This is a genomic window from Pseudomonas silesiensis, assembly GCF_001661075.1.
Classification (GTDB): Bacteria; Pseudomonadota; Gammaproteobacteria; order Pseudomonadales; family Pseudomonadaceae; genus Aquipseudomonas; species Aquipseudomonas silesiensis.
Map to the genome: position 1 here is coordinate 2,170,786 of NZ_CP014870.1, position 20,593 is coordinate 2,191,378.

25 protein-coding genes are annotated in these 20,593 nt (G+C 58.1%); 9 read left to right on the forward strand and 16 right to left on the reverse strand.

The genetic code is table 11. From position 1 onward, the window contains the following. Positions 1-17 precede the first annotated feature (17 nt). Positions 18-266: a hypothetical protein gene (locus PMA3_RS32450; protein WP_152032250.1), complete on the reverse strand. Its 249-nt coding sequence runs from the start codon at positions 264-266 to the stop codon at positions 18-20. Positions 267-398: 132 nt separating this feature from the next. Between PMA3_RS32450 and PMA3_RS09905 the strand changes: the two genes are divergently transcribed. Further along, on the forward strand, positions 399-1,001 hold the full coding sequence (locus PMA3_RS09905) for a class I SAM-dependent methyltransferase (protein ID WP_064676968.1): 603 nt from the start codon (positions 399-401) through the stop codon (positions 999-1,001). A gap of 137 nt (positions 1,002-1,138) precedes the next feature. Here the strand turns inward: PMA3_RS09905 and PMA3_RS09910 are convergent, their stop codons facing one another. From PMA3_RS09910 to PMA3_RS09920, 3 genes are all read right to left on the reverse strand, one after another. After that, entirely contained in the window at positions 1,139-1,558 is a 420-nt protein-coding gene (locus tag PMA3_RS09910) for a DUF6691 family protein (protein ID WP_064676969.1), read from the reverse strand. After that, positions 1,555-1,995 (reverse strand): YeeE/YedE family protein, encoded by a 441-nt coding sequence (locus PMA3_RS09915; RefSeq protein WP_064676970.1) that lies wholly within the window; start codon positions 1,993-1,995, stop codon positions 1,555-1,557. Before PMA3_RS09915 ends, PMA3_RS09910 begins: the two co-directional genes overlap by 4 nt. 158 nt (positions 1,996-2,153) lie before the next feature. Beyond that, entirely contained in the window at positions 2,154-3,074 is a 921-nt protein-coding gene (locus PMA3_RS09920) for a universal stress protein (protein WP_064676971.1), read from the reverse strand. A 304-nt stretch (positions 3,075-3,378) separates the two neighbouring features. Here PMA3_RS09920 and PMA3_RS09925 point away from each other — a divergent pair, with 304 nt between their 5' ends. The 3 genes from PMA3_RS09925 (at position 3,379) to PMA3_RS09935 (ending at position 5,930) form a co-directional block, all read left to right on the forward strand. Further along, on the forward strand, positions 3,379-3,657 hold the full coding sequence (locus PMA3_RS09925) for a hypothetical protein (protein ID WP_064676972.1): 279 nt from the start codon (positions 3,379-3,381) through the stop codon (positions 3,655-3,657). A 7-nt stretch (positions 3,658-3,664) separates the two neighbouring features. Then, positions 3,665-4,903: an MgtC/SapB family protein gene (locus tag PMA3_RS09930; protein ID WP_064676973.1), complete on the forward strand. Its 1,239-nt coding sequence runs from the start codon at positions 3,665-3,667 to the stop codon at positions 4,901-4,903. Between the two features lie 103 nt (positions 4,904-5,006). Beyond that, the gene (locus tag PMA3_RS09935; protein ID WP_064680661.1) at positions 5,007-5,930 is read left to right on the forward strand and encodes a universal stress protein; all 924 of its coding nucleotides are present in this window, start codon (positions 5,007-5,009) and stop codon (positions 5,928-5,930) included. Positions 5,931-5,986: 56 nt separating this feature from the next. On the opposite strand, the gene PMA3_RS09940 is transcribed toward PMA3_RS09935, so the two are convergent. Then, positions 5,987-6,550, reverse strand: a complete 564-nt coding sequence (locus PMA3_RS09940) for a GNAT family N-acetyltransferase (protein ID WP_064676974.1) — start codon at positions 6,548-6,550, stop codon at positions 5,987-5,989. 225 nt (positions 6,551-6,775) lie between these two features. Between PMA3_RS09940 and PMA3_RS09945 the strand changes: the two genes are divergently transcribed. From PMA3_RS09945 to PMA3_RS09960, 4 genes are all read left to right on the forward strand, one after another. Continuing rightward, a complete protein-coding gene (locus PMA3_RS09945) occupies positions 6,776-7,687 on the forward strand; it encodes a universal stress protein (RefSeq protein WP_064676975.1) in 912 nt (303 codons plus the stop codon). Positions 7,688-7,821: 134 nt separating this feature from the next. Further along, entirely contained in the window at positions 7,822-8,094 is a 273-nt protein-coding gene (locus tag PMA3_RS09950; protein WP_064676976.1) for a hypothetical protein, read from the forward strand. Further along, positions 8,091-8,975, forward strand: a complete 885-nt coding sequence (locus PMA3_RS09955; RefSeq protein WP_064676977.1) for a universal stress protein — start codon at positions 8,091-8,093, stop codon at positions 8,973-8,975. Before PMA3_RS09950 ends, PMA3_RS09955 begins: the two co-directional genes overlap by 4 nt. Before the next feature lie 104 nt (positions 8,976-9,079). After that, complete coding sequence (locus PMA3_RS09960; RefSeq protein WP_064676978.1) at positions 9,080-10,000, forward strand: universal stress protein; 921 nt, start codon at positions 9,080-9,082, stop codon at positions 9,998-10,000. Between the two features lie 54 nt (positions 10,001-10,054). On the opposite strand, the gene copD is transcribed toward PMA3_RS09960, so the two are convergent. From copD to PMA3_RS10015, 11 genes are all read right to left on the reverse strand, one after another. Continuing rightward, complete coding sequence (gene copD / locus PMA3_RS09965) at positions 10,055-10,993, reverse strand: copper homeostasis membrane protein CopD (protein WP_064676979.1); 939 nt, start codon at positions 10,991-10,993, stop codon at positions 10,055-10,057. A gap of 3 nt (positions 10,994-10,996) precedes the next feature. Beyond that, the gene (gene copC, locus PMA3_RS09970; protein WP_064676980.1) at positions 10,997-11,383 is read right to left on the reverse strand and encodes a copper homeostasis periplasmic binding protein CopC; all 387 of its coding nucleotides are present in this window, start codon (positions 11,381-11,383) and stop codon (positions 10,997-10,999) included. A 77-nt stretch (positions 11,384-11,460) separates the two neighbouring features. Beyond that, positions 11,461-12,291 carry a copper resistance protein B gene (locus PMA3_RS09975; RefSeq protein WP_064680662.1) on the reverse strand — a complete coding sequence of 277 codons (831 nt, stop codon included), beginning with the start codon at positions 12,289-12,291 and terminating at the stop codon, positions 11,461-11,463. A 63-nt stretch (positions 12,292-12,354) separates the two neighbouring features. Further along, on the reverse strand, positions 12,355-14,214 hold the full coding sequence (locus tag PMA3_RS09980) for a copper resistance system multicopper oxidase (protein WP_064676981.1): 1,860 nt from the start codon (positions 14,212-14,214) through the stop codon (positions 12,355-12,357). A 207-nt stretch (positions 14,215-14,421) separates the two neighbouring features. Further along, positions 14,422-14,847 (reverse strand): hypothetical protein, encoded by a 426-nt coding sequence (locus PMA3_RS09985; protein WP_064676982.1) that lies wholly within the window; start codon positions 14,845-14,847, stop codon positions 14,422-14,424. A 101-nt stretch (positions 14,848-14,948) separates the two neighbouring features. Continuing rightward, the gene (locus tag PMA3_RS09990) at positions 14,949-15,344 is read right to left on the reverse strand and encodes a hypothetical protein (RefSeq protein ID WP_064676983.1); all 396 of its coding nucleotides are present in this window, start codon (positions 15,342-15,344) and stop codon (positions 14,949-14,951) included. A gap of 351 nt (positions 15,345-15,695) precedes the next feature. After that, positions 15,696-16,058 (reverse strand): hypothetical protein, encoded by a 363-nt coding sequence (locus PMA3_RS32655; protein ID WP_161491141.1) that lies wholly within the window; start codon positions 16,056-16,058, stop codon positions 15,696-15,698. A gap of 86 nt (positions 16,059-16,144) precedes the next feature. Next, positions 16,145-17,113, reverse strand: coding sequence for an NAD(P)-dependent oxidoreductase (locus tag PMA3_RS10000; protein WP_064676985.1), 969 nt, complete (start codon positions 17,111-17,113; stop codon positions 16,145-16,147). A gap of 10 nt (positions 17,114-17,123) precedes the next feature. Beyond that, on the reverse strand, positions 17,124-18,515 hold the full coding sequence (locus tag PMA3_RS10005) for an NAD(P)/FAD-dependent oxidoreductase (RefSeq protein WP_064676986.1): 1,392 nt from the start codon (positions 18,513-18,515) through the stop codon (positions 17,124-17,126). Between the two features lie 172 nt (positions 18,516-18,687). Continuing rightward, positions 18,688-19,029: a RidA family protein gene (locus PMA3_RS10010; protein WP_064676987.1), complete on the reverse strand. Its 342-nt coding sequence runs from the start codon at positions 19,027-19,029 to the stop codon at positions 18,688-18,690. Between the two features lie 10 nt (positions 19,030-19,039). Next, complete coding sequence (locus PMA3_RS10015) at positions 19,040-19,390, reverse strand: cupin domain-containing protein (protein ID WP_064676988.1); 351 nt, start codon at positions 19,388-19,390, stop codon at positions 19,040-19,042. A gap of 267 nt (positions 19,391-19,657) precedes the next feature. Here PMA3_RS10015 and PMA3_RS10020 point away from each other — a divergent pair, with 267 nt between their 5' ends. Next, entirely contained in the window at positions 19,658-20,575 is a 918-nt protein-coding gene (locus PMA3_RS10020; protein ID WP_082930287.1) for a quaternary amine ABC transporter ATP-binding protein, read from the forward strand. Positions 20,576-20,593 lie beyond the last annotated feature (18 nt).

The window sequence follows — 20,593 nt, forward strand, 5'->3', positions numbered from 1 at the left end:
TCCTGTGTAGGGGTCATTTACTGCGCTGCCAGCGTTGTCGCCGTAGCCTTGGGTGAGAATTTGGTAGCCCACCTGTCGTTAGCGACACAATCGGTAGAAACATTAAGAATCTTTTTTGATGGCGTTTTGCCTTTTTCGGCTTTTTGGTTATAAAAAAACGCAGCGTTATAGGCTCGCACAGTAAAAATTAATATCACATGGCCACTGTTCGAGGGTTTACGCCATTCTTGGCGAGCTGACGAAACGGTGCGACGTTGTACCGCCATGACCTTGACCCTTACCCGGCACTTCCCCTAGTGTGCGCGGGACATGTCGTCCGTCGGCAAGCACTGGTCAGCGGAACATGCCCCCATTCCCCCTTTTGCCATCCGGCAAGGGCCTCGATCGAGTAACTGATTGTGAAAACCTTCCTCCATGTAGGTTGCGGTCCAAAGAGCAAGAACAACACGACCAAGGGCTTCGCCTCGGAACAATGGCAAGAGTTGCGCTTCGATATCGATGAGAGTGTCAACCCGGACATCGTCGGCACCATGACCGACATGTCCCAGGTCAAGGACGCTTCGGTGGATGCGCTGTTCTCCAGCCACAACATCGAGCATCTCTATCCCCATGAGGTGCCGGTAGCCCTGGCGGAGTTCAAGCGCGTGCTCAAGCCTGGCGGTTTCGTGATCATCACCTGCCCGGACCTGCAATCGGTGTGCGCCCTGGTCGCCGAGGACAAGCTGACCGACGAAGCCTACCTTTCGCCCGCCGGCCCGATCGCGCCCATCGACATCCTCTATGGCCATCGCCCGGCCATGGCCAACGGCAACGTGTTCATGGCGCACCGTTGCGGTTTCACCAAGAAGGTTCTGACCGGCTCCCTGCAAGCGGCCGGCTTTGACATGGTGCTGCCGATACAGCGTGCCCATCCGGCCTACGACCTCTGGGCGGTGGCGGCACTTGCTCCGATCTCCGAGCAGGAAGTGGTGGCGATCGCCAACCAGCATTTCCCTGGCTAAGCCATGCTGAACCGCGAGCCCGGCATGCAGCATTGGCGGCCGGGCTGTAGCCGTCCGGTCAGCACCCACTCCTGACCGTTCTGCACATTAGCCAAGATAGTGGACACCATACTTAGTGGACACTACTTTGGGTCCGATCAAGGGTTGCGCCGGGTCTCCAGCGCCGTAAACAACAACATGCCGGTCAGCATGGCCAACATGAACACGATCACTTGCCAGCGCCCCGTCAGCAGAATTGCCACAGCGGGGCCAGGACAGATGCCCGCGATTCCCCAGCCGATGCCGAACAACAGGCTCCCCCCGATCAAGCGCGGGTCCAACTCACGTTTGATCGGTAGCTGCATTGGCCTTCCCAACAGCGAACTGGACTGTTGGCGCGCCCAGGTTAAAGGGCCAACGGCTATGCCTATGGCCCCGACCATGACCAACGCCAGGGAAGGGTCCCAAGCACCGGTCAAATCCAGGAAAGCCACTACTTTTTTCGGGTTGGCCATGCCTGCCAAAAGAAGACCGAAGCCGAACAGCAAACCGGCAATGAATGCACTCAGTTTGATCATGTCCAACCCCCCGGCAGATGACGCAAGACAAACACCGTGGCGAATCCACTGAACATGAAACACGCAGTGGCGACCATCGATCGCGGAGAAAGGCGCGATATGCCGCACACGCCATGTCCACTTGTGCAACCGGAGCCGTAGCGGGTGCCGATGCCCACCAGTAAGCCGGCAGCAGCAAGTCCGAGCCAGCCGCTCTGGAACTCGATTTGGGGCAGGGTGGCAAACAGTCCCCATAACAGCGGCGCGATGAGCAGGCCCAGAAGAAACAGCGCTTTCTCAACTGCTCCTTCGCTGCGGCGCTGTAAAAGACTGCCAATCAGACCGCTGATGCCTGCGATACGCCCGTTGGCGACGACGAATAGACTGGCAGCCAGGCCAATCAATGCGCCCCCTGCAAGGGAGGACCAGGGAGTGAAATTGAGCCAGTCGACATTCATGGGGCTTTTCCGGAGCGATTTACAGTCGAGGAAATGTCCAAAGCGTGGAAACTGTGCTTGAACAGCATCTGCGATGAGTTGCTGGCACCCTCTGAATGTTTGTCGGATGCCCGCTTATTCTCCCATCACCTGTTTTTTGATACGGCTCTGTCCATCGTTCAGATTTTTTCCGGGGACACCGCCCAAACGCTGCAGGGCAGCTTGTACAGCAGATGTTCCACCGTGCTGCCAACCAACCGCTCCATACCGCGATGACCAACGCGCCCCATGACAATCACATCGGTGTCGTAGGCCTGCGCGTAGCTGGACAGCACCTTGGCCGGATTGCCCATGATCATGTGCTGGCGCTCCGGCGGGATACCGTTGCGCTCAGAAAGGTCGCGAAAGGCATCAGCCTGCGCGTCGAACAGCGTCTTGGCTTTTCCTGAGGAGAAAAACGCCGATCCATTGCTGAAACCGAATTCGTCCGCACTGATGCTGGAAAGATCATGGGCGTAGATCACGTCCAGTTCTGCATTACAGGTGCTTGCCAGTTTGGAGGCTTCACGCAGAATTCTGTCGTTGAAGTCTTCGTATTGCTCATCAGAATGAAAGGGGTCAACGGCGGCAACGATCTTGCGCGGCAAAGCGTTGTGCAAATGACTGACAAAATGCAGGGGCACCGGGCATTCACGCAGCAGGTGGATATCTAGCGGCGTAAACATCAGGCGTGACAGCAGCGATTCGTGCTCCAGCGCCTTGATCAATACGGCCATCGGCTGTTCTTTGAGATGAATGAGGATTTCCTGCAAAGGCCTTTCGACCCAGACGACTTCCGTGGTGACGTGCACACCGATCTTGCGCAAGGGGCGGGCCTGGTCCTCGAGCCACTGACGATGGCGTTCGACATAGCCCAGGCGCATCTGCTCCAGCGCTTGTTCGTTGACCATGGCGGCAGTCGCCAGCCCTTCAAGATAATCAAACGCCACGATGTGCAGGTCTGCACCTGAAGCCTTGGCCAAGGCCGCGGCCCGGTCGAAGGCGGGGCTGTTTTCCATCAACGGCGAGACGACCAGCATGAAGCGTGATTGATCAGGCATGACAGATCTCCGGTAGGTAATCGCGCAATCGCGTGCCCCAATGACAGCCGTGTTACTGGGCTTTGAAGCCTTGCCCTTATCCTGCCGCTGTTAAGGGGGGGCCGGTTTGATCTTTGTCAAATGGAGGGGCATGCAGGGTGTTGCCCGACGTGCGGTTGTCCGGGCGTCGTCCAGTGACGAAATTGTTGATCATTATCAAGCTTTCCCCCGATTCCCCGGCGCAGTCTTTGGGCTCGTGCAGAAGGGATCGCGATTGCGCCGTGAGGCTGTGCGCGTGGATTCTTGTAGCAGTACGGAGGTATCTATGATCATTGATATCACGGAGAAACCGGCAAGCCATTGCTGGGTCGTGTGCATGGATGCCTTGCAAGTGAACTTCAACAGTCTGGGAGAGGCACAGGCGTTCGTTGGCCAACTCATGGCACGTATCCAGGCGCCCCATGTCTGGCCAAGCGGCGCTGACCCGGCAGGCCACACAAGAGGGATACCTGACCGTCAAACGGTTTACCCCAATGGCGAACGGGTTTGCGCCGACCGCGTGGGGTCAACGTGGACCAGCGCAGGGCGCAGTTCGAGCAGATGACGATTCCATGAACGGAGCCATTGGGCTGACTGGAGCAGCCGCGGCGCTGGGGATTGGCATGCTCATCGGTCTTGAACGCGAACGGCACATGGGTCAGGGCGAGAGCCGTGCTTGTGCCGGTTTACGGACGTTCGCCATTACGGCGTTGCTGGGTTACGGGGCGATGCAGGTCGGTGGCGGTTTGCTGGTGGGCATCGTGGCCATCGCTCTGGGATTGCTCGTCACCGTGGCTTATTGGCGAAGCCTGAGCGACGACCCCGGGGTGACCAGCGAAGTGGCGTTACTTACGGTGTTGGTGCTGGGGGCGTTGTGTGCCACCAACCCCGAGCTGGCGATTGCTGTCGGGGTGGTGGTGGCAGGGCTGCTGGCCTATCGAGAGAAGCTTCACCACTTTGCCCGCAGTCAATTGACTGATGCGGAATTAGGCGACGGCCTTATCCTCCTGACGGCTGCGCTGGTCGTGTTGCCCTTGGCCCCGGACCGCTTTATCGGCCCCTACGCAGCCATCAATCTGCGCACCATTTGCAGCCTGACGGTATTGCTGATGGCGGTGGGGGCCATTGGGCATATTGCCGTCCGTACCTTGGGAACCCGTTACGGATATGCCATTAGCGCCATTGCCTCCGGGTTCGCTTCCAGCACAGTGACGATCGCTGCCATGGGCCATCTCGTCGCCCGGCAGCCCGACAACATCAAGGTCCTGAGCGCGGCCGCGATCCTGTCCAATATGGCCACCGTTATGCAGGTTGGCCTGATCCTGGGGGCGGTCGACCCCGGTTTGCTGCGCCATATGTGGGGGCCTTTGATGTCCGGAGCCGCCGCCACTGCGTTGTATGGTGTGTGTCTGATGTTTCCTAAGACTGCGACCGGGGCCAACCAGCCGATCAAGGTTGGCGGTGCGTTCAACCTCAAGCTGGCCCTGATCGTCACACTGACGATGACCGGCATCACCTTTGTTTCGTCTGTGATGCTCAGCCACTTCGGCCAGGTGGGGGTGATGCTGACGGCCACGTTAAGCGGTTTTGCCGATGCGCACGCCTCCACGGCGTCGATTGCCACGCTGGCCAAGTCCGGTCAGTTGCCCTTCGATGCCGTTGTCGGGCCTGTGCTGATTGCGGTCAGCAGCAACTCCGTCAGCAAATGCGTGGTGGCGTGGGTCAGCGGCGGGCGCCGCTTCGCCGCTTACGTGATCCCGGGCCAGGTGTTGCTGACCCTGGCGCTGTGGGCGGGGATGGTGCTGTTCTGAAGGATATCGTGCGCGCAACTGATAAAAATCAAGTGGGCGGAACAAGGAGCAATCAATCTGTGGTTCTACTCCTGGATTGAAATGGCCGTATGCCGAGGTGCCCATGTCACAGTCCCAGCGTTTACTCTTGATCGCTCCCTCCGCCATGACTCGGACACCGGCATTCGACCGGGCCGCGGCGTTAGCGCTGGCGATGCAATTGCCATTGCACATCGTGGCGTTCGACTATTCACAAGCACTGGCTGTGGCCGGGCTGTTCGCCCCGGAGCAATTCGGCCTGGCCCGGGACGGCTATCTGCAAACCCATCGGCAATGGCTCGTCGATCAGGCCGGTTTGATGAGCAAGCATGGCGTCGAGGTCACCAGCGAAGTGGTGTGGGTACAGCATCCATACGAGGAGATCCTGACCTTCATCAATGAGATGCCGCTGACGCTGATCATCAAGGACGCCCAGGAAGAGTCGGCGTACAAGCGCGTGTTCTTCACGCCGCTGGATTGGCAGCTGCTGCGCGACTGTCCTGTGCCGGTGCATCTGGTGACTACTGCGCTGAACGCCCGGCCACGTAACGTTCTGGCCATCATTGATGTGTTGCGCGATGAAGATCAGGACCGCGTGTTCAACGACCAGATTATCGACGCCGCGACCAAACTGGCCGCGGTCTGTGAGGCCAGTCTTGAGCTGTTGCATGTGTATGACTGGACGGCTGTATACGTGCAGGACATGGGCTTTGCCGCATTGCCGCTAGCCACCGGGATTCATGAAATGCTGGGAGCGGCTCAGCATGAGGCCTTTGCGGCCATTGCTGAACGCCACGGCGTGCCACCGGAACGTCGTCACTTCATCGAGGGGGCACCTGTGCCGAGTATTTGTGAATTTGTCTGCGAGTACCGCACCGATGTCATCGTCATGGGCACGGTGCAGCATAAGGGCTTGAGTAAATTACTCGGAACCACGGCCGAGCAACTCTTGCATCGGGCTCCGTGCAGTGTGCTGGCGATAAAGCCGGGAAGACTGCTGCAATCCTGAGGGCTTGACCGCCCCGCGATGGGGGGCTGTTGGCCGGAGCATCGCGGGGCGACGTTCTACAGGTAAAGACGATGGATGACCTGATGGCTGTCGTCTGGATCATTGTGCGTCTCGAATCCTAGCGCCTTGGCCAGGTCGCGCATGGGGGCATTGCTGGACGAGTCCACTGAATACATTTGGCGAAAGCCGTTTTTGCGGGCTGCCGTGATCAGGTGCTCCATCAGTAATGTGCCCAGACCCAAGTGCGTCCATTCATCGGCGACCGTTACGGCACATTCACACTGATGCTCGCGGGTGGCCGCGTATCGGCTGACGCCTATCTCGACCAGTTGCCCTTTGTCATGGACCAGGGCGATATAGGCCACACGCTGATTATTATCCGTGTCCATCAACTGATTGAGCATTGCAGCATCGGGTTCGTTGATCTGTGCGAGAAAACGCATGTGGCGGGACGCGGGAGACAGCCGTTTGATGAAAGCGTATTCACGGTCGCGATCCTTTTCCGCCAGTGGCCGGATCAGCACGTGTCGACCATCCTTGAGCGCTTCGATCCAGTATTGGCCGTCGACCGCGGCGTAGGTGGCCGCGGCCCGATCATTGTGGTCTTTGACGGTAAGCATGGGGTGTTCCTCCAGTGCGGTTTTAAAGGTTGGCATGCGGCAAAAGAACCGCGGTTCAATCCTTTTCTACACCGCTGTCGATGCTTGAATCTGATCTGGATCAGACAGCGGTGCCGGCGGCACTGGTTTGCGTGTGCTTGATGTATATCAAACCGCACCAGGTGATAGAGCGCAGTCTTGAAAACATGCCGGCACTGTATGACCGGAGTCGAACGGAGGTGTGTGATGGGGCAATATCAACGTTTTCTGCTGATCGCTGACCAGACCCTGCATCAGTCTCCTGCCCAGTTGCGTGCCGTCGCATTGGCCAAGGCAGCCGGGGCCGTACTGGATGTGCGAGCCTTTGTCGAACCGGCGCCGGTGGTTCATGTATGGCAAGAAAAAGTCGATGACGCAGAACATCAGCGCTATTTGCGTCGCTACCGCCGCTGGGAGGCCGAGGAGCTAGACCGGCTCAGCGACATGGGGCTGGAGGTGACGGTCAAAGCCGTCTTCACCACTCATCCGCTGCTGGACACTTTGAAGACTGTCGAAGATTTGAAGCCTGACCTGTTAATCAAGGATGTAACCCTTGAACCTGTGCTCAAGCGGGTGTTCATTACCCCCCTTGATTGTCACTTATTGCGTGAATGCCCGATCCCCGTACATCTGGTCAACCACGTCCGCTACAGCTTGCCGCACAGGATCGTAGCGGCAGTGGACCCGTTCGATCCGTCGACACAAATCAGCGGTTTGAACGACACCATCATTCAGACTGCCAACGCCCTGGCCCTGCAATGCGATGCGCCGTTACACGTGCTTTACGCCTATGACTTATCGCCCGCTTTCAACAGCGACGCGCCACTGTCCGGGGGTGGTTGGGGCGTGGACTTCAGCGAAGAGCAGCGTCAATCCTTGCACCAGGCGTTCATTGCACTGGCGGAGCGTTACGGGGTGCCACCTGAGCGACGGCATTTCGTCATGGGATTACCGGTGCCGGTGATCAGTGAGTTCGTCGAGCAATACCTGGCCGACGTAGTGGTGATGGGCACGGTGCATCGGGAGGGGATCGACCGGCTGATCGGCAGCAATACAGAACGGGCGCTGTACTCTGTGCCGGGCAGCATTCTGGCGGTCCGCTCGTGTGTAAGGGGCTGAGCACTATCGCGCCGTTGAACAGTCCTGGCCGCGACAGCGCCAGCCGGAACCATGACATGCATGAAGATTCTCCAGATGCCAGATGCCAGCTGAGGTGGTGATTGCAGCCCACGATCAGTTGCTTGAGCCCGTCCATGTTCTGGATGTTGACTGCTGCAATGAAGGCAACGGCTTTGAGAGTTGATGTAAATCAAGTCATCTGTGCTTCAGACTCTCAGAATCGAGGAAGAAACCACGGGTTGCCTGGTCCTTTGGCGGAGAAGTTCATGAGCAATTTTCTGAGTGTCGAGCAACGCCAGGGGCACGACGTCCATGCTGAACCGGCAATAGACATGGGTGGCGAATCGCTGACGTCTACACAGAGGCGGCTTGCGTCGAATATCCACCTCACTGGAGATTTATCATGAGCCAGTATCGAAGCCTGTTGCTGATCACCAACCCGGCCCTGCGCCAATCCCTAGCCATGAATCATGCGGCAGCGCTGGCCAAGGCCAGCGGCGCGAGTTTGCATATCGCTGCGCTTATCCCCTCATTCAAATGGTTATCATTGCTCGAAGAAGGCGATCGAGAACTGGCTCGGGAGCGTTACTTGCAGGACCATCGCGACTTGCTCAAGGCTCAGGCCGAGAATTTGCGTGGTAGAGGGATTGAGGTAACCACCGAGGTGGCTTGGGCCGAGGACTTGAAGCAAGACATCATTGATCACGTCACGGAGATGCAGCCCGACTTGTTGATCAAAGAGGTTCAGCATGAGTCCGTGCTCAAACGGGCCTTCTTCACCCCGTTGGACTGGCACTTGTTACGTCACTGTTCGGTACCGGTTTATCTGGTGGGCGGGAGCGGCTTCGTTTTACCCCGCAAAGTTGTAGCAGCGGTCGAGGTATCGGACAACGAGTCAGCCGACAACGAGCTGAATGAGCGAATCATCAAGCAGGCTTGCAGTCTTGCCATGCAGTGCAATGCCGAGCTGCATTTGCTGTATGCCTGCGATATTTCGGCTGCCTATCTTGCGGACATGGATGGCCTGACGCTTGCTGATCTTACCAAAGCGCTTCGCAGAGACCTCGAGAAGTCATTCTTCAGGTTGGCAGGTCAGTTCGGAGTGCCCTCGGATCGTCGACATTTCATAAAGGGACATCCGGTCACGGCGTTGAGTGAGTTTGCTAATGAACACAACGTGGATGTGATCGTGATGGGTAGAGTCCAGTCCCAAGGTGTGGAAAAGCTTCTGGGCAGCACGACCGAGCATATTTTGTATCAGGTGCCATGCTGCGTTCTGGCGGTTTAGATCGAATCCGTACCGGGCTTGACGGCACAACATCAGTTCGACAGTTAGTCGATGACCTGTAGTTAGCGGCCGACAGTCGAGACCGTCGACGGGCGAGGTATGCGATGCTCAAACTCAAACGTATTCTATTGATAGCCCCCAGCGAAATGACCTTGACCCCGGCGTTTGCGCGTGCGCGTGCCTTGGCGTGTGCAACCGGTGCCTTATTGCACATTGTCGCGTTCGATTATGTCCAGGCCCTGGCGGTAGCCGGTCTGCTTGACCATGATGCGATGGCTCAGGCACGGGAAGGTTATCTGCAGGTGCACCGTCAATGGCTGGAACAGCAGGCCCGGTTTCAACGAAGCGGTGGCATGCAGGTGACCACTGAAGTGGTCTGGGCCAAGTCGAGCCTGACAAACCTGCTTGAGTACGTGAATGACTTTCATCCGGACCTGGTCATCAAGGACACCCATTATGTGCCGGCACTAGACCGTGCCTTTCACCGGCCTCTGGACTGGCGACTGCTGCGCGAGTGTCCGACTCACCTGCACCTGGTGACCAGTGCCAGAAACCCCAAGCCATTGAACATTCTTGCCGCGATCGATTTGTCCCATCTGGAGGAGCTGACTCAAGGTTTGAATGAGCGAATACTCGATCTGGCCTCTACTCTGGCAGCCAGCTGCGGTGCCGCGTTGCACTTACTTAATGTCTGTCGTTGGTCAGAGATTAGCGATGCGCCGATGAGTGTGCCGACAGGCAGTCTCGATAACAGTTTGAGGGACGCAATTCAGGATGCCCAGCAGGAGGCTTTCGATGTGCTTGCCGAACGCTATTGCATCAAGAATACCCACCGACACTCACTGACGGGCGTCCCCCACAAGGTCATCGGCCTTTTCGCTCAACAAAATGCCTTCGACATCGTGGTGCTGGGTACGGTTTATCACCATAGGCCTGACCGGTTTATCGGGGATACCGCCGAAAGCGTGTTAAACCGGGCACCGTGCAGTTTGATGATCGTTAAGCCATTACCTCCACCCGGTTGAACAACCCGCCATCGAGCCTGCAGTTGATAAAATCAACACTTAGGACTTCAGGGACTACTGAGCTGATATCTCCATCTCGGGGCTGAGGGTGCCGAGCCATGCAACCAAGGCCATAATGACCACTGCGACCGAGAACTCTAGAATCATGCTGCGCCGTAAGGCGTTGATAGCGATTTTGTGAGTACCTGTCTTGATGGAGCGTTGGAGCAGCGGGCTCAGATGAAAGCGGTTCACTGCTGCAAACATCAGCATCCCCGCAAACAAGAAGACTTTCAAAGACAGCAGGGCGCCGTAAGTGCTGGTTGTCAATGTCTCGAATGCGGGCCCGACAACCAGCAAATAGTTGGCGATTCCGGTGATGGCCAGGGTTGCGACAATGAGCGCCCCCGCTGATTCGAAACCAGTCAACGTTCGAGCCAGCAAATGAATCTGCAGTTCACCTGCGAGGTTGTTTGTACGCAATAAAAGTGCGAACGCGGCGATAGCGCCCAACCAGCTGCCCGCACTCAGAAGATGAACGATATCGCTGATAAAGTGCAGGTAGCGCCGGCTGCCTTCATTCATGGCGCCATGTCCTGTCCAGGCCAGCGTCGCCAGGGCGATGGCCCCGCACAGTGTGACCAGCCAGAGGCTCGTCGAGGGGGCCCGTCGATTGAGGAGCGCGGCGATGATCGCCACCGTCAACGAGGCTATTCGAACCATCCAGGTCAGCCCGACGTCAGTGTCCATCAGCATCATCTGCAGGATGTGGTGATGCAGCTCCATGACGCTCGATACGCCGCTCATCGTCTTGGCCATGTGGAGCATAGCCGCCATCGATAGCAGTATGCCGATAACGGCAGCTCCCACCAGCAACGACCCAAAGTTCAATACGGCACCGTCTGTGCGCTCCTTGCCTTTGAGGCTGTACAGGCCAAACAGTGCCAGTCCGAAGAGCAGCATCAAGTCGATATAGAGCGCAAAGCGGAGACTAATGTAGATTGAGTCGTCCATGGTTCATTTGACTTTAAAGGTCACGGTGCCTGTGATCGGATGGGTATCGGAAGAAACGGCCCTCCACTCAACCTTGTAGGTGCCAGGCGTCAGTGGTGCTGTCGGGGTGATGACCATCATTTTTGGATCGGCAGCGCCCACGACACTCGCTTTGACACCCATGGGGGAGTGCGCAGCCATGCCCGGCATCTCTGTCATGATCAGTTTCGCGCCGGAAAACTGGGTGGTGAGCTTTTCCGAGAAGTTAAGTTCGATTTTTGCCGGTGCGGTCACCGTAGCGCCTTCCGCCGGGGTAGAGGACAACAGTTTTGGATGTGCATGGGCGCCAGCGCTCAACAGCAGACTGGCGCTGAGTGCTGCAACAGTGATGAGGGTTTTCAGAGGTGACATGCAAAACTCCTGACGGCCTGAGCCGTGGATGGGGATTTATTGTTTGAATGGCGTTTGAATGCACGTATCTCTCAGGTTCAGAACCACATCCGCACACCGGCGACAAAACGCGTATCGCTGCGGTCTTCGCCTTCTTCAAGGATGTAATCTGCTGTATTGCCGTATGCGCGGTTCCAGGTTACGCCAATGTAGGGTGCGAACTCGGGGCGTATTTCATAACGCAGTCTCAGGCCAACCTCGGTGTCCGACAGCCCGGAGCCTGTTGCACGTTGTGGGTCATTTTTGCCATGGAAATTCATTTCGGCCGTGGGCTGCAGAATCAAACGGTTGGTCAGCAAAATGTCGTATTCGCCCTTGAGCCGCAGCGCAGTCTGGCCAGCCTCGCCCAAATAGGCGGTGGCTTGCGTTTCGAAGTTGTAGAGCGCCATTCCTTGCAACCCAAGCGCCGCCCAGGTCTGGGGTGAGCCAGGTTTGAAGTCTTGTCGCACTCCACTGACCACATCCCACCAAGGGCTGATGGCGTGGCCCCACAGTGCCTGAAGCTCAGCGCTTTCGGTCACACCGTTGGTTCGCTCGCCTTCGCTGCGTAGCCAGAGACGATCGGTGTCGCCGCCAATCCAACCGTTGGCTTCCCAGCGCAGTGCGCTGCCCTCATTGGCGTCTTGCCATTCGAGTTGATCGATCAGGAAAAACGAGTTGATCGAGCGGTCGTGCATCTGATGGCCGGCATGGCTTTCAAACACCGCTGCGCGATCGGCATCGGTGAGCGCCGGGACCGGCGTACGGCTTTGCTGGGGCGTGGCGGGTTCCATACCCTGCATCCGGGAGTGATCCATACCCTGCATTTGTTTGCCGTCCATACCTTGCATCGGCTCGGTCTGCCCATACGCATGCGGTATGGCAATCATCCCCAGGAGGGTCAGACCGGTGAGTATCGGTTTAGCGGTTCGTTGGAAGTTCATGTCAGGCTCCTACTCTTGCACACGGACTTCACGGAACATGCCCATTTCCATGTGGTACATCAGGTGGCAGTGATACGCCCATCGCCCCAGGGCATCGGCGGTCACGCGGTAACTGCGTTTGCTGCCTGGCGGCATGTCGATGGTGTGCTTGCGAACCATGAAGTCCCCGTTTTCATCCTCCAGGTCACTCCACATGCCATGCAGATGGATGGGGTGCATCATCATGGTGTCGTTCACGAGTACCACTCGGAGGCGCTCTCCATATTTGAGATGAATAGGCTCGGCATCCGCGAATTTGAGGCCGTCAAAAGACCACGAGAACTTTTCCATGTGTCCGGTCAGGTGCAGGGTGATGGTGCGGCCAGGCTCCCGGCCATCGGGATCCTGGAAGGTGCTCTTGAGGTCTGCATAGGTCAGTACCCGGCGACCGTTGTTTCTCAGTCCCATGCCAGGGTCGTTGAGTTTCGGCGTGGGGCTCATCGCCTGCATGTCGATCAGTGGGTTATTCGCTTCCGAGGCCGGGTGCGGCTCCATCGAGGCCATGCCGCTCATGCCGTGCATCGAGTGGCCAGACATGCTTGTCGAGCCGGGCATCTGGCTGTGATCCGTGCTCTGCATCGATCCACCGGCCATGCTTGTCATACCCTGCATGTCGCTAGCGGGCGCCATCTGGCTGTGATCCATACCCTCCATACCTTGCATCGAGTCCTGGGTCATGCCTGTCATATCGCCGTGATCCATGCCGGCCATATCACCCATGCCCATGTCGCTCATTGTGATCAACGGACGTGGATCCAGGGGCGGAACCGGGGCCGAGAGCCCCTCATGTACAGCCAGCGTGCCTCTCGCGAATCCTGTGCGATCCACCGACTGGGCGAACAGGGTGTAGGCGTTTTCGGTGGGTTCGACGATGACATCGAAGGTTTCGGCCACGGCAATGCGGAACTCATCGACGCTCACCGGCTTGACGTACTGCCCGTCTGCTGCGACGACAGTCATCTTCAGGCCAGGAATGCGCACGTCGAAGTAGCTCATCGCCGAACCATTGATGAACCTCAGGCGCAGCCGTTCTCCGGGTCTGAAAATGCCTGTCCAGTGACTGTCGGGAGCCTGCCCGTTGAGCAAGTAGGTGTAGGTGGCGCCGCTGACATCGGCAAGATCCGTGGGATTCATCTTCATTTCAGCCCACATTTTCCGATCCGCGATGGTGTCAGACCAACCGTTCTTGCTGACGTCATCGATGAAGTCGCCGACGGTGCGTTTGTGTTGGTTGTAGTAACTGGATTGTTTCTTGAGCTTTTTCATGACTCGCTCAGGGTTTTCATCCGTCCAGTCGGACAACATCACCACGTAGTCGCGGTCATAGCGGAACGGTTCGGGATCTTTGGCATCGATGACCAGGGGGCCGTAGACGCCGACTTGCTCCTGGAACCCGGAATGGCTGTGATACCAGTAGGTACCGTTCTGCTTGACCTTGAATGAGTAAACGTACAGGCCTCCCGGTTCGATGCCGTGGAAACTCAGGCCCGGCACACCGTCCATGTTCACTGGCAGAATGATTCCATGCCAATGGATCGACGTGGTTTCCTTGAGCCGGTTCCTGACACGCAACGTCACCGTATTACCTTCGCGCCAGCGCAATAACGGGCCAGGAAGGCTGCCGTTGACGGTCATGGCGGTGCGAGGTGTGCCCGTGAAGTTCACTCCCATCTCACCAATTGAAAGATCGAAATCGGTGCCGGCGAGCACATTCGGCTGGCCCTGGCTGGTAATGGCCCACACCGGGCTGCGCCACAGTCCACAGCCCGCAAGTACTCCGCCTGCCGCCAGGGCTTTCACGAAAGTACGTCTCGATGTTCTGGAATGCATGGAGGGGTATCCAATAAGTCAGAATCCAGGCAGAGACGGATCCGCTGCCACAGTGCGGCCAGGATTCGCTTCAGGAATTCGGTGCCAGCCGCTATATAGGGGGAAGATGCCACATGAGCGGGACGCGGGTGATTACATTTCCGTAAGGTCGGCGCAGGTGACCTGGTTAGGTGCACCAGCGCCGCGATCATGGGTGAGCAGCAATCGTCACTTCTTCATTGGCATGTCCATCATCGATGACTGCTGATCCATCATTTTCATCATCATGCCCATCATTCCTTTACCCATGCCGTCCTTGGCGCCAGACATCCCCATGCCGGAGCCCATGCCCATACACCCCGCAGCATCATGCTGCTTACTCATCATGGCCATGCTTTCCTTCATCGTCTTCATGCCCTCCTGCATGGCTGCTTGCCGCTCCTCTGGGGTTTTCGCAGCAACGGCTTTGTCATGAGCCGCTTGCATTTTCTGCATTTGCTCGCTCATCGCTTTGTTCATTGCCGACTCGGACGGTGCACTGGCAGCCGTTGTGCTGGCAGGTACATCGACAGGGTGATGCTCATCTTCGGCATTCGCCATGGAGAGGCTGCTGGCCAAAATTGCGGCAAGAACTAATTTCAGTTGTGTTTGCATGTTGAACTCCAGGTACTCATTGATAAGCAGGAATGACCAAGCCGCGCCAAATCGACGCAATGAAGCAGAACGGCCACGGCGTGGCCGCGCTGAGAGGCGAATTAATCGTTGAAGCGGACGAATATCAGGCGGGCTGGAGGCCCCGGGGGGGCGGGGCGCTTCAGTGCAAGTGCAGCGAAGGCGATGGGTTGAGTGAGGGTAAACAGCAGAATCGCGGGTAGCAGCAAGGCAAGCGCCAAACTGGCGAGGTCTACTGTCGGGATCTTCGATGCGGGATTGATGGCCTTCGCTGCATCTTCACAATGCTTAAGGCAGCCACTGGCGTGCTGGGCATGGTCATCTAATTGTTGCAGTGAGGAGAGCGTCGCGTGCGTTGCATTCAGATCGTGCTCCGGCTGCACCAGGCAGCCGTGAAATGCCGTCACGATCACTGCCAACACCCACACCCCGAGGGTGAGTCGCAATAAAGTGCGATAGTGATGACGGAACCAGTACATGACGTGCTCCACAGGCTTGTGAGTCCCAGTTGTTCCAGTTTAGACCGCCAAGCAGCCGATGATTTGATTTTGATCAAACAAGTGGGGTCTCCATGGCGAGCTAAAAATCTGCAAAACCTTTGGTTATGTAGTCAACGAATAACTGCTTTTTGCTGTGCAGTCCGGTTGCCATGGGGCGCAGGGGAGGGTGCTGACGGATAAAGGTGGGGAAGGGGGCATCGTTAATTCGGGCCGGGATTTGGTTTGGTGTGTTTTCGCCAATGAATCATTGAGTTACCTCATGGTCATAGCACTGACTTTTTCCATCAGGACTTTTAAATGAAGCGCGCAGTAATGATTTTGTTAGCTGTATCAGGCTCTATCCTGCTTGTAGGCTGCGGGCATCACCGTGATGGTGGAGACAGGCATTATCGGGGCCACCAGGATCGTGGCTACGAACGGGGTCATGATGATCATGGGCATGATCGATACGATCGTCGTGATTATAATCAGCGGCATGATCGGGATCGGGATCGGGATCGGGATCGTGATCGTAGAGACGACTAAGCCCTTAACCCTGACTGAAGGATTGCAGAGCTGGAAAAGGTGACAAGCTGGAAAAGGTGACTGGAAAATGGCGGAAAAGGTGACAGATCTATTTATCGCTTTTTGCCTGAAATAGATCAGTCTCCTTTTTGCATCGACCGAGGCCAGCGTTTCGACCAGATAAACCACGAGGGTTCGGTCGTAGTCTCTGGGTCGACGGTAAACCGGGTGCTGGGTGTACGCGGCGTGGCTTCAGCAGGGACTGGTTGATCGATTCAACCACTGGAAACCCGCTTCCCAAACCCCTGCCGAGCGACAAAATCACTGATGTTATCCACCGCACTGTCCATCAACTGCTGCATGGCATCTTCACTGCTCCAGGCGATATGTGGATTGAGCAGGAAATCATCCCGGTCAATCAGCGCGAAGAGAGGATTGCTCGGATGCAACGGCTCATGCTCGACCACATCCAGCGCTACGCCGCCCAGTCGACCGTTCTGCAGGGCATCGATCAGCGCCGCTTCATTGATCACCCCGCCACGACCGGTGTTCACCACCACCGCATCCGGCTTCATCAAGGCCAATTGTTCGACATCAATGAGGTTGTGCGTTTCCGGTGTCAACGGACAATTGATCGACAACACATCGCAGCTCTTGAGCAGTTCAGCCAGCGGCCGGCAGTCTGGTCCAGGGCGCTTGCCACCCCGGTCCTCGAACAGTACCTGCATGCCAAAGGCGCGCGCCAGGTGCGCCAGTCGCATGGCAATCGGCCCGCTACCGATAATCGCCAGCTGCTTGTCACGTACATCCCGAATGCGATGGTTGAAGTAGATGTTCTGGTACGGCGCCTCGCCGGTGCTCACCTGACGCATCAACCGGGTGAACGCCGCCGGGCGCCGGAACAGTTCCAGGATCATCGCCAGGCTGTGCTCGGCCACGGTATTGGCGGCGTAACCGGGCACGCTGGTGACCTCGATGCCATGGGCGTGGCAGTAATCGAGATCGACGATGTCTCGCCCGGTCAGCGCCAGCGAAATCATTTTCAGTTTCGGCAAGTGCCGCAGGTGCTCCTCGCGCAGCGGTACGCTGCAGGTCAGGGCGATGGTTGCATTCTGGAGATGGTCGATGACCTGCTCTGGCCGTGTGTAGGCAAACTGCTGCCAGCTGTGCTTGCAAGCCGGGCGTTTCAGACGGGTGGAGGGCGCCAGGCCCTCGTCGTCGAGAAAGACGATCTGTTCAGTCACGATCAAATCCTTATTTCTTCTGCGCCGGCACGTAGCCGGCCGGGGCCATGGCGACCAGTTGGCGGGTCACGAACCCAGCGTCCTGGTCGTGGTCTTCCAGGGATTCCTTGCGCACCAGGGCATCTCGCACCATGTGTGCGCCAAAGAAGCGAAACGGCTCGGGCGGCAACAGTTTCATGCGCTGGTTGACCAGGCCGCAGTTGGCCCACTCGTCATTGGCATGTTCGACCAACGACTTGATGATGCGGCTGGCGAACACGGTGGTTGCCACGCCATTGCCGGAGAAGCCGATGCCGTAGGCGATGTTCTGGTGATGGTCGAGGTAGCCGAAGTTTGGCAGGCCTTTCATGGCCCGGTCGATCGGGCCGGTCCAACTGCTGACGATCGGGACATCGCAGAGTTGCGGGTACAGGCGGCGCATCTCGGCGCAGACCTTGTCCGCTGCCGGCGAAGGCTTCTCGTAGAGGTTGCCGATTCGCCCGGCAAAGCCGAACTGACCCAGCGGTTTGCCGAAGACGATACGGCCGTCCGGGGTGTTGCGCCAGTAGTTGAGCACGGTGCGCGAGTCGGTCATGCACTCGCCGCCGCTGAAGCCGATGGCGTCCAGCCTGGCTTTCACCGGTGCCGTGGCAACCATGTCGCTGGACATGATCGCGATCATCCGGCGCAGTTCAGGGAAGCGCGCGCCCCAGGCGTTCATCGCCAGTACCACGCGGTGGGCTCGCACGGTGCCGCGCTCGGTGTGTACCACCGGGTTGGCGCCTTGTTCCAGGCGGGTCAGCGGAGATTTCTCGTAGATCTTAACCCCCAGCTTCAGCGCGACACGGCGCAGGCCCCGGGCGAGCATCGCCGGCTGTACGGTGGCGGCGTTGGGGTCGTAGATACCGCCCAGCACCAATGGCGAGCCGACGCGGCTCTGGATTGTGTGCCGGTCCATGTCCTGGAACGGGTTGACGCCCAGGTTCTGCAACCCTTCGGTCAGTACCCGCCAGGAATTCATCTGGCGCGGGTTGGTGGCCGTCCACAGCCAGCCGTCCTTGCGGTACTGGGCGTCGATGCCGTGTTCCTGGCAGAAGCTGCCGATCTCGTTGATCGCCGACTCCGCCGCTTCGCAAATCCGCCGCGCCTCGACGTCACCGCAGATGGTCCGCAATGACAGGTACTTGCCCCACCAGTTCGTCGCGATGCCGCCGTTGCGGCCGCTGGCGCCGGCCCCGCAACGGTCGCGTTCGACGATGACGATGGTTTTTTCCGGGTTGGCCTGTTTCAGGCGGATGGCCGACCACAAGCCAAGGTAGCCGCCGCCGACAATGCACACATCGGCTTGAATCGATTCCTGCAGGGCAGGGGCCAGGTCGCTGTCGAGGTCCAGCGCCTGGGCATACCAGAGTCCACGGTACATAAGGGGTGCCTTCGAGCCTGTTGTTTTGTGATCGTATAATGCGCAGCGGCGGCGATTGTTCACTATGACGCGGGGGACAATTGATAGAAGAACGCTGACGCGGGAGCTGATAATGAAAAAGCTGCCGGGGACCGATTGGCCCGCAGCAGCTTGAGGGATGCACATCGGTCTGTCAGAGCTGGCCGAACGCCTGGATCTCGATGCGGTATTGCGGCGTAGCGAGCGCCGCCCCGACACACGCGCGCACCGGTGGCTGGTCGCCAACCCAGGCGTCATACACTTCGTTCATCGCCGCAAACTCGCTCATGTCTGCCAGCCATATCTGCAGGCGGGTGAGGTTTGCCTTGCTCGCGCCTGCCTGCGCCAACCACTGCTCCAGCTGTGCCAGAACACAGCGTGTCTGCTCGGCGATATCGTGTCGGGGCGTCAGGGCGACGATGCCGGAGGTCTCGATGCGGCCGTCCACCAGCACCAGCTGGCTGGCTCTCGGGCCCACGTTGATACGTTCGATCATCATCGGCTCCCTAGAACAGTACGTAGGTCTTGCGCAGGGCTTCGCGGATGTCCCAAACACCTTCGCAGTTCTCCGGAAACAGCACCGCATCGCCCGCGCGCAGTTCCACCGGTTCGCCGCCGTCGGGAGTGAAAATGCACCAGCCGCTGACGATATGACTGAACTCGCGGTTCTTGAGATGACGGCGGAACACGCCCGGGCTGCTTTCCCAGACACCGACACTGGCGCCGACGGCGTCATCGGTCTGGGCCTGGCCAGTGGCGGCGAGGGCAATGGGTTCACCGATCGGCAACCGCGCCGGTGCGGTTTCGCCCAGGGGCGAAGCGGCGGCGTTGCGCACGACAGTCAGGACTTGGCTCATGAGTGTTTCCTTCAGAAACTTTTTCGGGATTAAAGGCGTACGCATGTGATGCGTGACAGCCGACTCGATTGCAGGCGGCTGTCGGTACTTTTGCACCGGTGTTGGCCGGGTGCATATAACAGGAAGGACCAGTCATCGGGCGCAACGCAGCGGGGCACGTTATTTCGGTGCCGGGATAATACAAATTGACCCTCCCATACAATTCAGCGGGGAGTGACCGGGATAGAGTTCAGCTCGTTCGGTTAAAAATATAAAAACGAGGGGCGTATGAACCATACCGATGACATTCTTTCGGTGAAGAACATCTACAAGGTATTTGGTCCCAACTCGGACATTGCCATGAAGATGTTGAGCGACGGGGCTGACAAGGAGGAGATCTTCAAAAAGACCGGTCACGTGGTCGGCGTGTTCAATGCCAGTTTCTCCGTCAAGCGTGGTGAGATCTTCGTGATCATGGGCCTGTCGGGTTCGGGCAAATCGACCATGGTCCGGCTGTTCAACCGCTTGATCGAACCCACCTCCGGAAGCATTCATCTCAATGGCCGGGAAATCACCGGATTGAGTGATAAGGCACTGCTCGATGTGCGCCGCAAGGACATGAGCATGGTCTTCCAGTCATTCGCGTTGATGCCCCACATGAGCGTGCTGGAAAACACTGCGTTCGGCCTGGAAATCTCCGGTGTCAGTGAAAGCGAACGGCACGCTCGGGCCAGGGAAGCCCTGGCCCAGGTAGGCCTCGCCGGCCAGGAACATAGCTACCCTCATCAGCTTTCAGGCGGCATGCAGCAGCGGGTGGGTCTGGCTCGCGCATTGGCGAACGACCCGACCATCCTGCTGATGGACGAAGCCTTTTCGGCCCTCGATCCCCTGATCCGGCAAGAGATGCAGGGCGAGCTGATCCGCCTGCAGGCCGAACAGCAACGCACCATCATTTTTATTTCCCACGACATCGAGGAAGCCGTCCGTATCGGCCATCGCATCGCGATCATGGAGGGCGGCCGTGTCGTCCAGATTGGCACCCCGCTGGAGTTGATCAACCAGCCGGCCAACGACTACGTGCGCGCCTTCTTCAAGGGTTTCGATGTATCCCGGGTGCTCAAGGCCAGTGACGTCGCCCAGCTGGATCCGGCTGCGGTCTGCCGTGTCTGTCAGAAAGAGCTGGACCACACCCTGAGCCACCACTGAGCGCCCTGACAAAAAGAG

Bases quoted from the DNA above. Each gene is read 5' to 3' on its own strand.
- PMA3_RS32450 (WP_152032250.1), bottom strand. From the start codon at position 266: ATGGCGGTACAACGTCGCACCGTTTCGTCAGCTCGCCAAGAATGGCGT.
- PMA3_RS09910 (WP_064676969.1), bottom strand. From the start codon at position 1,558: ATGATCAAACTGAGTGCATTCATTGCCGGTTTGCTGTTCGGCTTCGGT.
- PMA3_RS09915 (WP_064676970.1), bottom strand. From the start codon at position 1,995: ATGAATGTCGACTGGCTCAATTTCACTCCCTGGTCCTCCCTTGCAGGG.
- PMA3_RS09920 (WP_064676971.1), bottom strand. From the start codon at position 3,074: ATGCCTGATCAATCACGCTTCATGCTGGTCGTCTCGCCGTTGATGGAA.
- PMA3_RS09925 (WP_064676972.1), top strand. From the start codon at position 3,379: ATGATCATTGATATCACGGAGAAACCGGCAAGCCATTGCTGGGTCGTG.
- PMA3_RS09930 (WP_064676973.1), top strand. From the start codon at position 3,665: ATGAACGGAGCCATTGGGCTGACTGGAGCAGCCGCGGCGCTGGGGATT.
- PMA3_RS09935 (WP_064680661.1), top strand. From the start codon at position 5,007: ATGTCACAGTCCCAGCGTTTACTCTTGATCGCTCCCTCCGCCATGACT.
- PMA3_RS09940 (WP_064676974.1), bottom strand. From the start codon at position 6,550: ATGCTTACCGTCAAAGACCACAATGATCGGGCCGCGGCCACCTACGCC.
- PMA3_RS09945 (WP_064676975.1), top strand. From the start codon at position 6,776: ATGGGGCAATATCAACGTTTTCTGCTGATCGCTGACCAGACCCTGCAT.
- PMA3_RS09950 (WP_064676976.1), top strand. From the start codon at position 7,822: ATGTTCTGGATGTTGACTGCTGCAATGAAGGCAACGGCTTTGAGAGTT.
- PMA3_RS09955 (WP_064676977.1), top strand. From the start codon at position 8,091: ATGAGCCAGTATCGAAGCCTGTTGCTGATCACCAACCCGGCCCTGCGC.
- PMA3_RS09960 (WP_064676978.1), top strand. From the start codon at position 9,080: ATGCTCAAACTCAAACGTATTCTATTGATAGCCCCCAGCGAAATGACC.
- copD (WP_064676979.1), bottom strand. From the start codon at position 10,993: ATGGACGACTCAATCTACATTAGTCTCCGCTTTGCGCTCTATATCGAC.
- copC (WP_064676980.1), bottom strand. From the start codon at position 11,383: ATGTCACCTCTGAAAACCCTCATCACTGTTGCAGCACTCAGCGCCAGT.
- PMA3_RS09975 (WP_064680662.1), bottom strand. From the start codon at position 12,291: ATGATTGCCATACCGCATGCGTATGGGCAGACCGAGCCGATGCAAGGT.
- PMA3_RS09980 (WP_064676981.1), bottom strand. From the start codon at position 14,214: ATGCATTCCAGAACATCGAGACGTACTTTCGTGAAAGCCCTGGCGGCA.
- PMA3_RS09985 (WP_064676982.1), bottom strand. From the start codon at position 14,847: ATGCAAACACAACTGAAATTAGTTCTTGCCGCAATTTTGGCCAGCAGC.
- PMA3_RS09990 (WP_064676983.1), bottom strand. From the start codon at position 15,344: ATGTACTGGTTCCGTCATCACTATCGCACTTTATTGCGACTCACCCTC.
- PMA3_RS10005 (WP_064676986.1), bottom strand. From the start codon at position 18,515: ATGTACCGTGGACTCTGGTATGCCCAGGCGCTGGACCTCGACAGCGAC.
- PMA3_RS10010 (WP_064676987.1), bottom strand. From the start codon at position 19,029: ATGATCGAACGTATCAACGTGGGCCCGAGAGCCAGCCAGCTGGTGCTG.
- PMA3_RS10015 (WP_064676988.1), bottom strand. From the start codon at position 19,390: ATGAGCCAAGTCCTGACTGTCGTGCGCAACGCCGCCGCTTCGCCCCTG.
- PMA3_RS10020 (WP_082930287.1), top strand. From the start codon at position 19,658: ATGAACCATACCGATGACATTCTTTCGGTGAAGAACATCTACAAGGTA.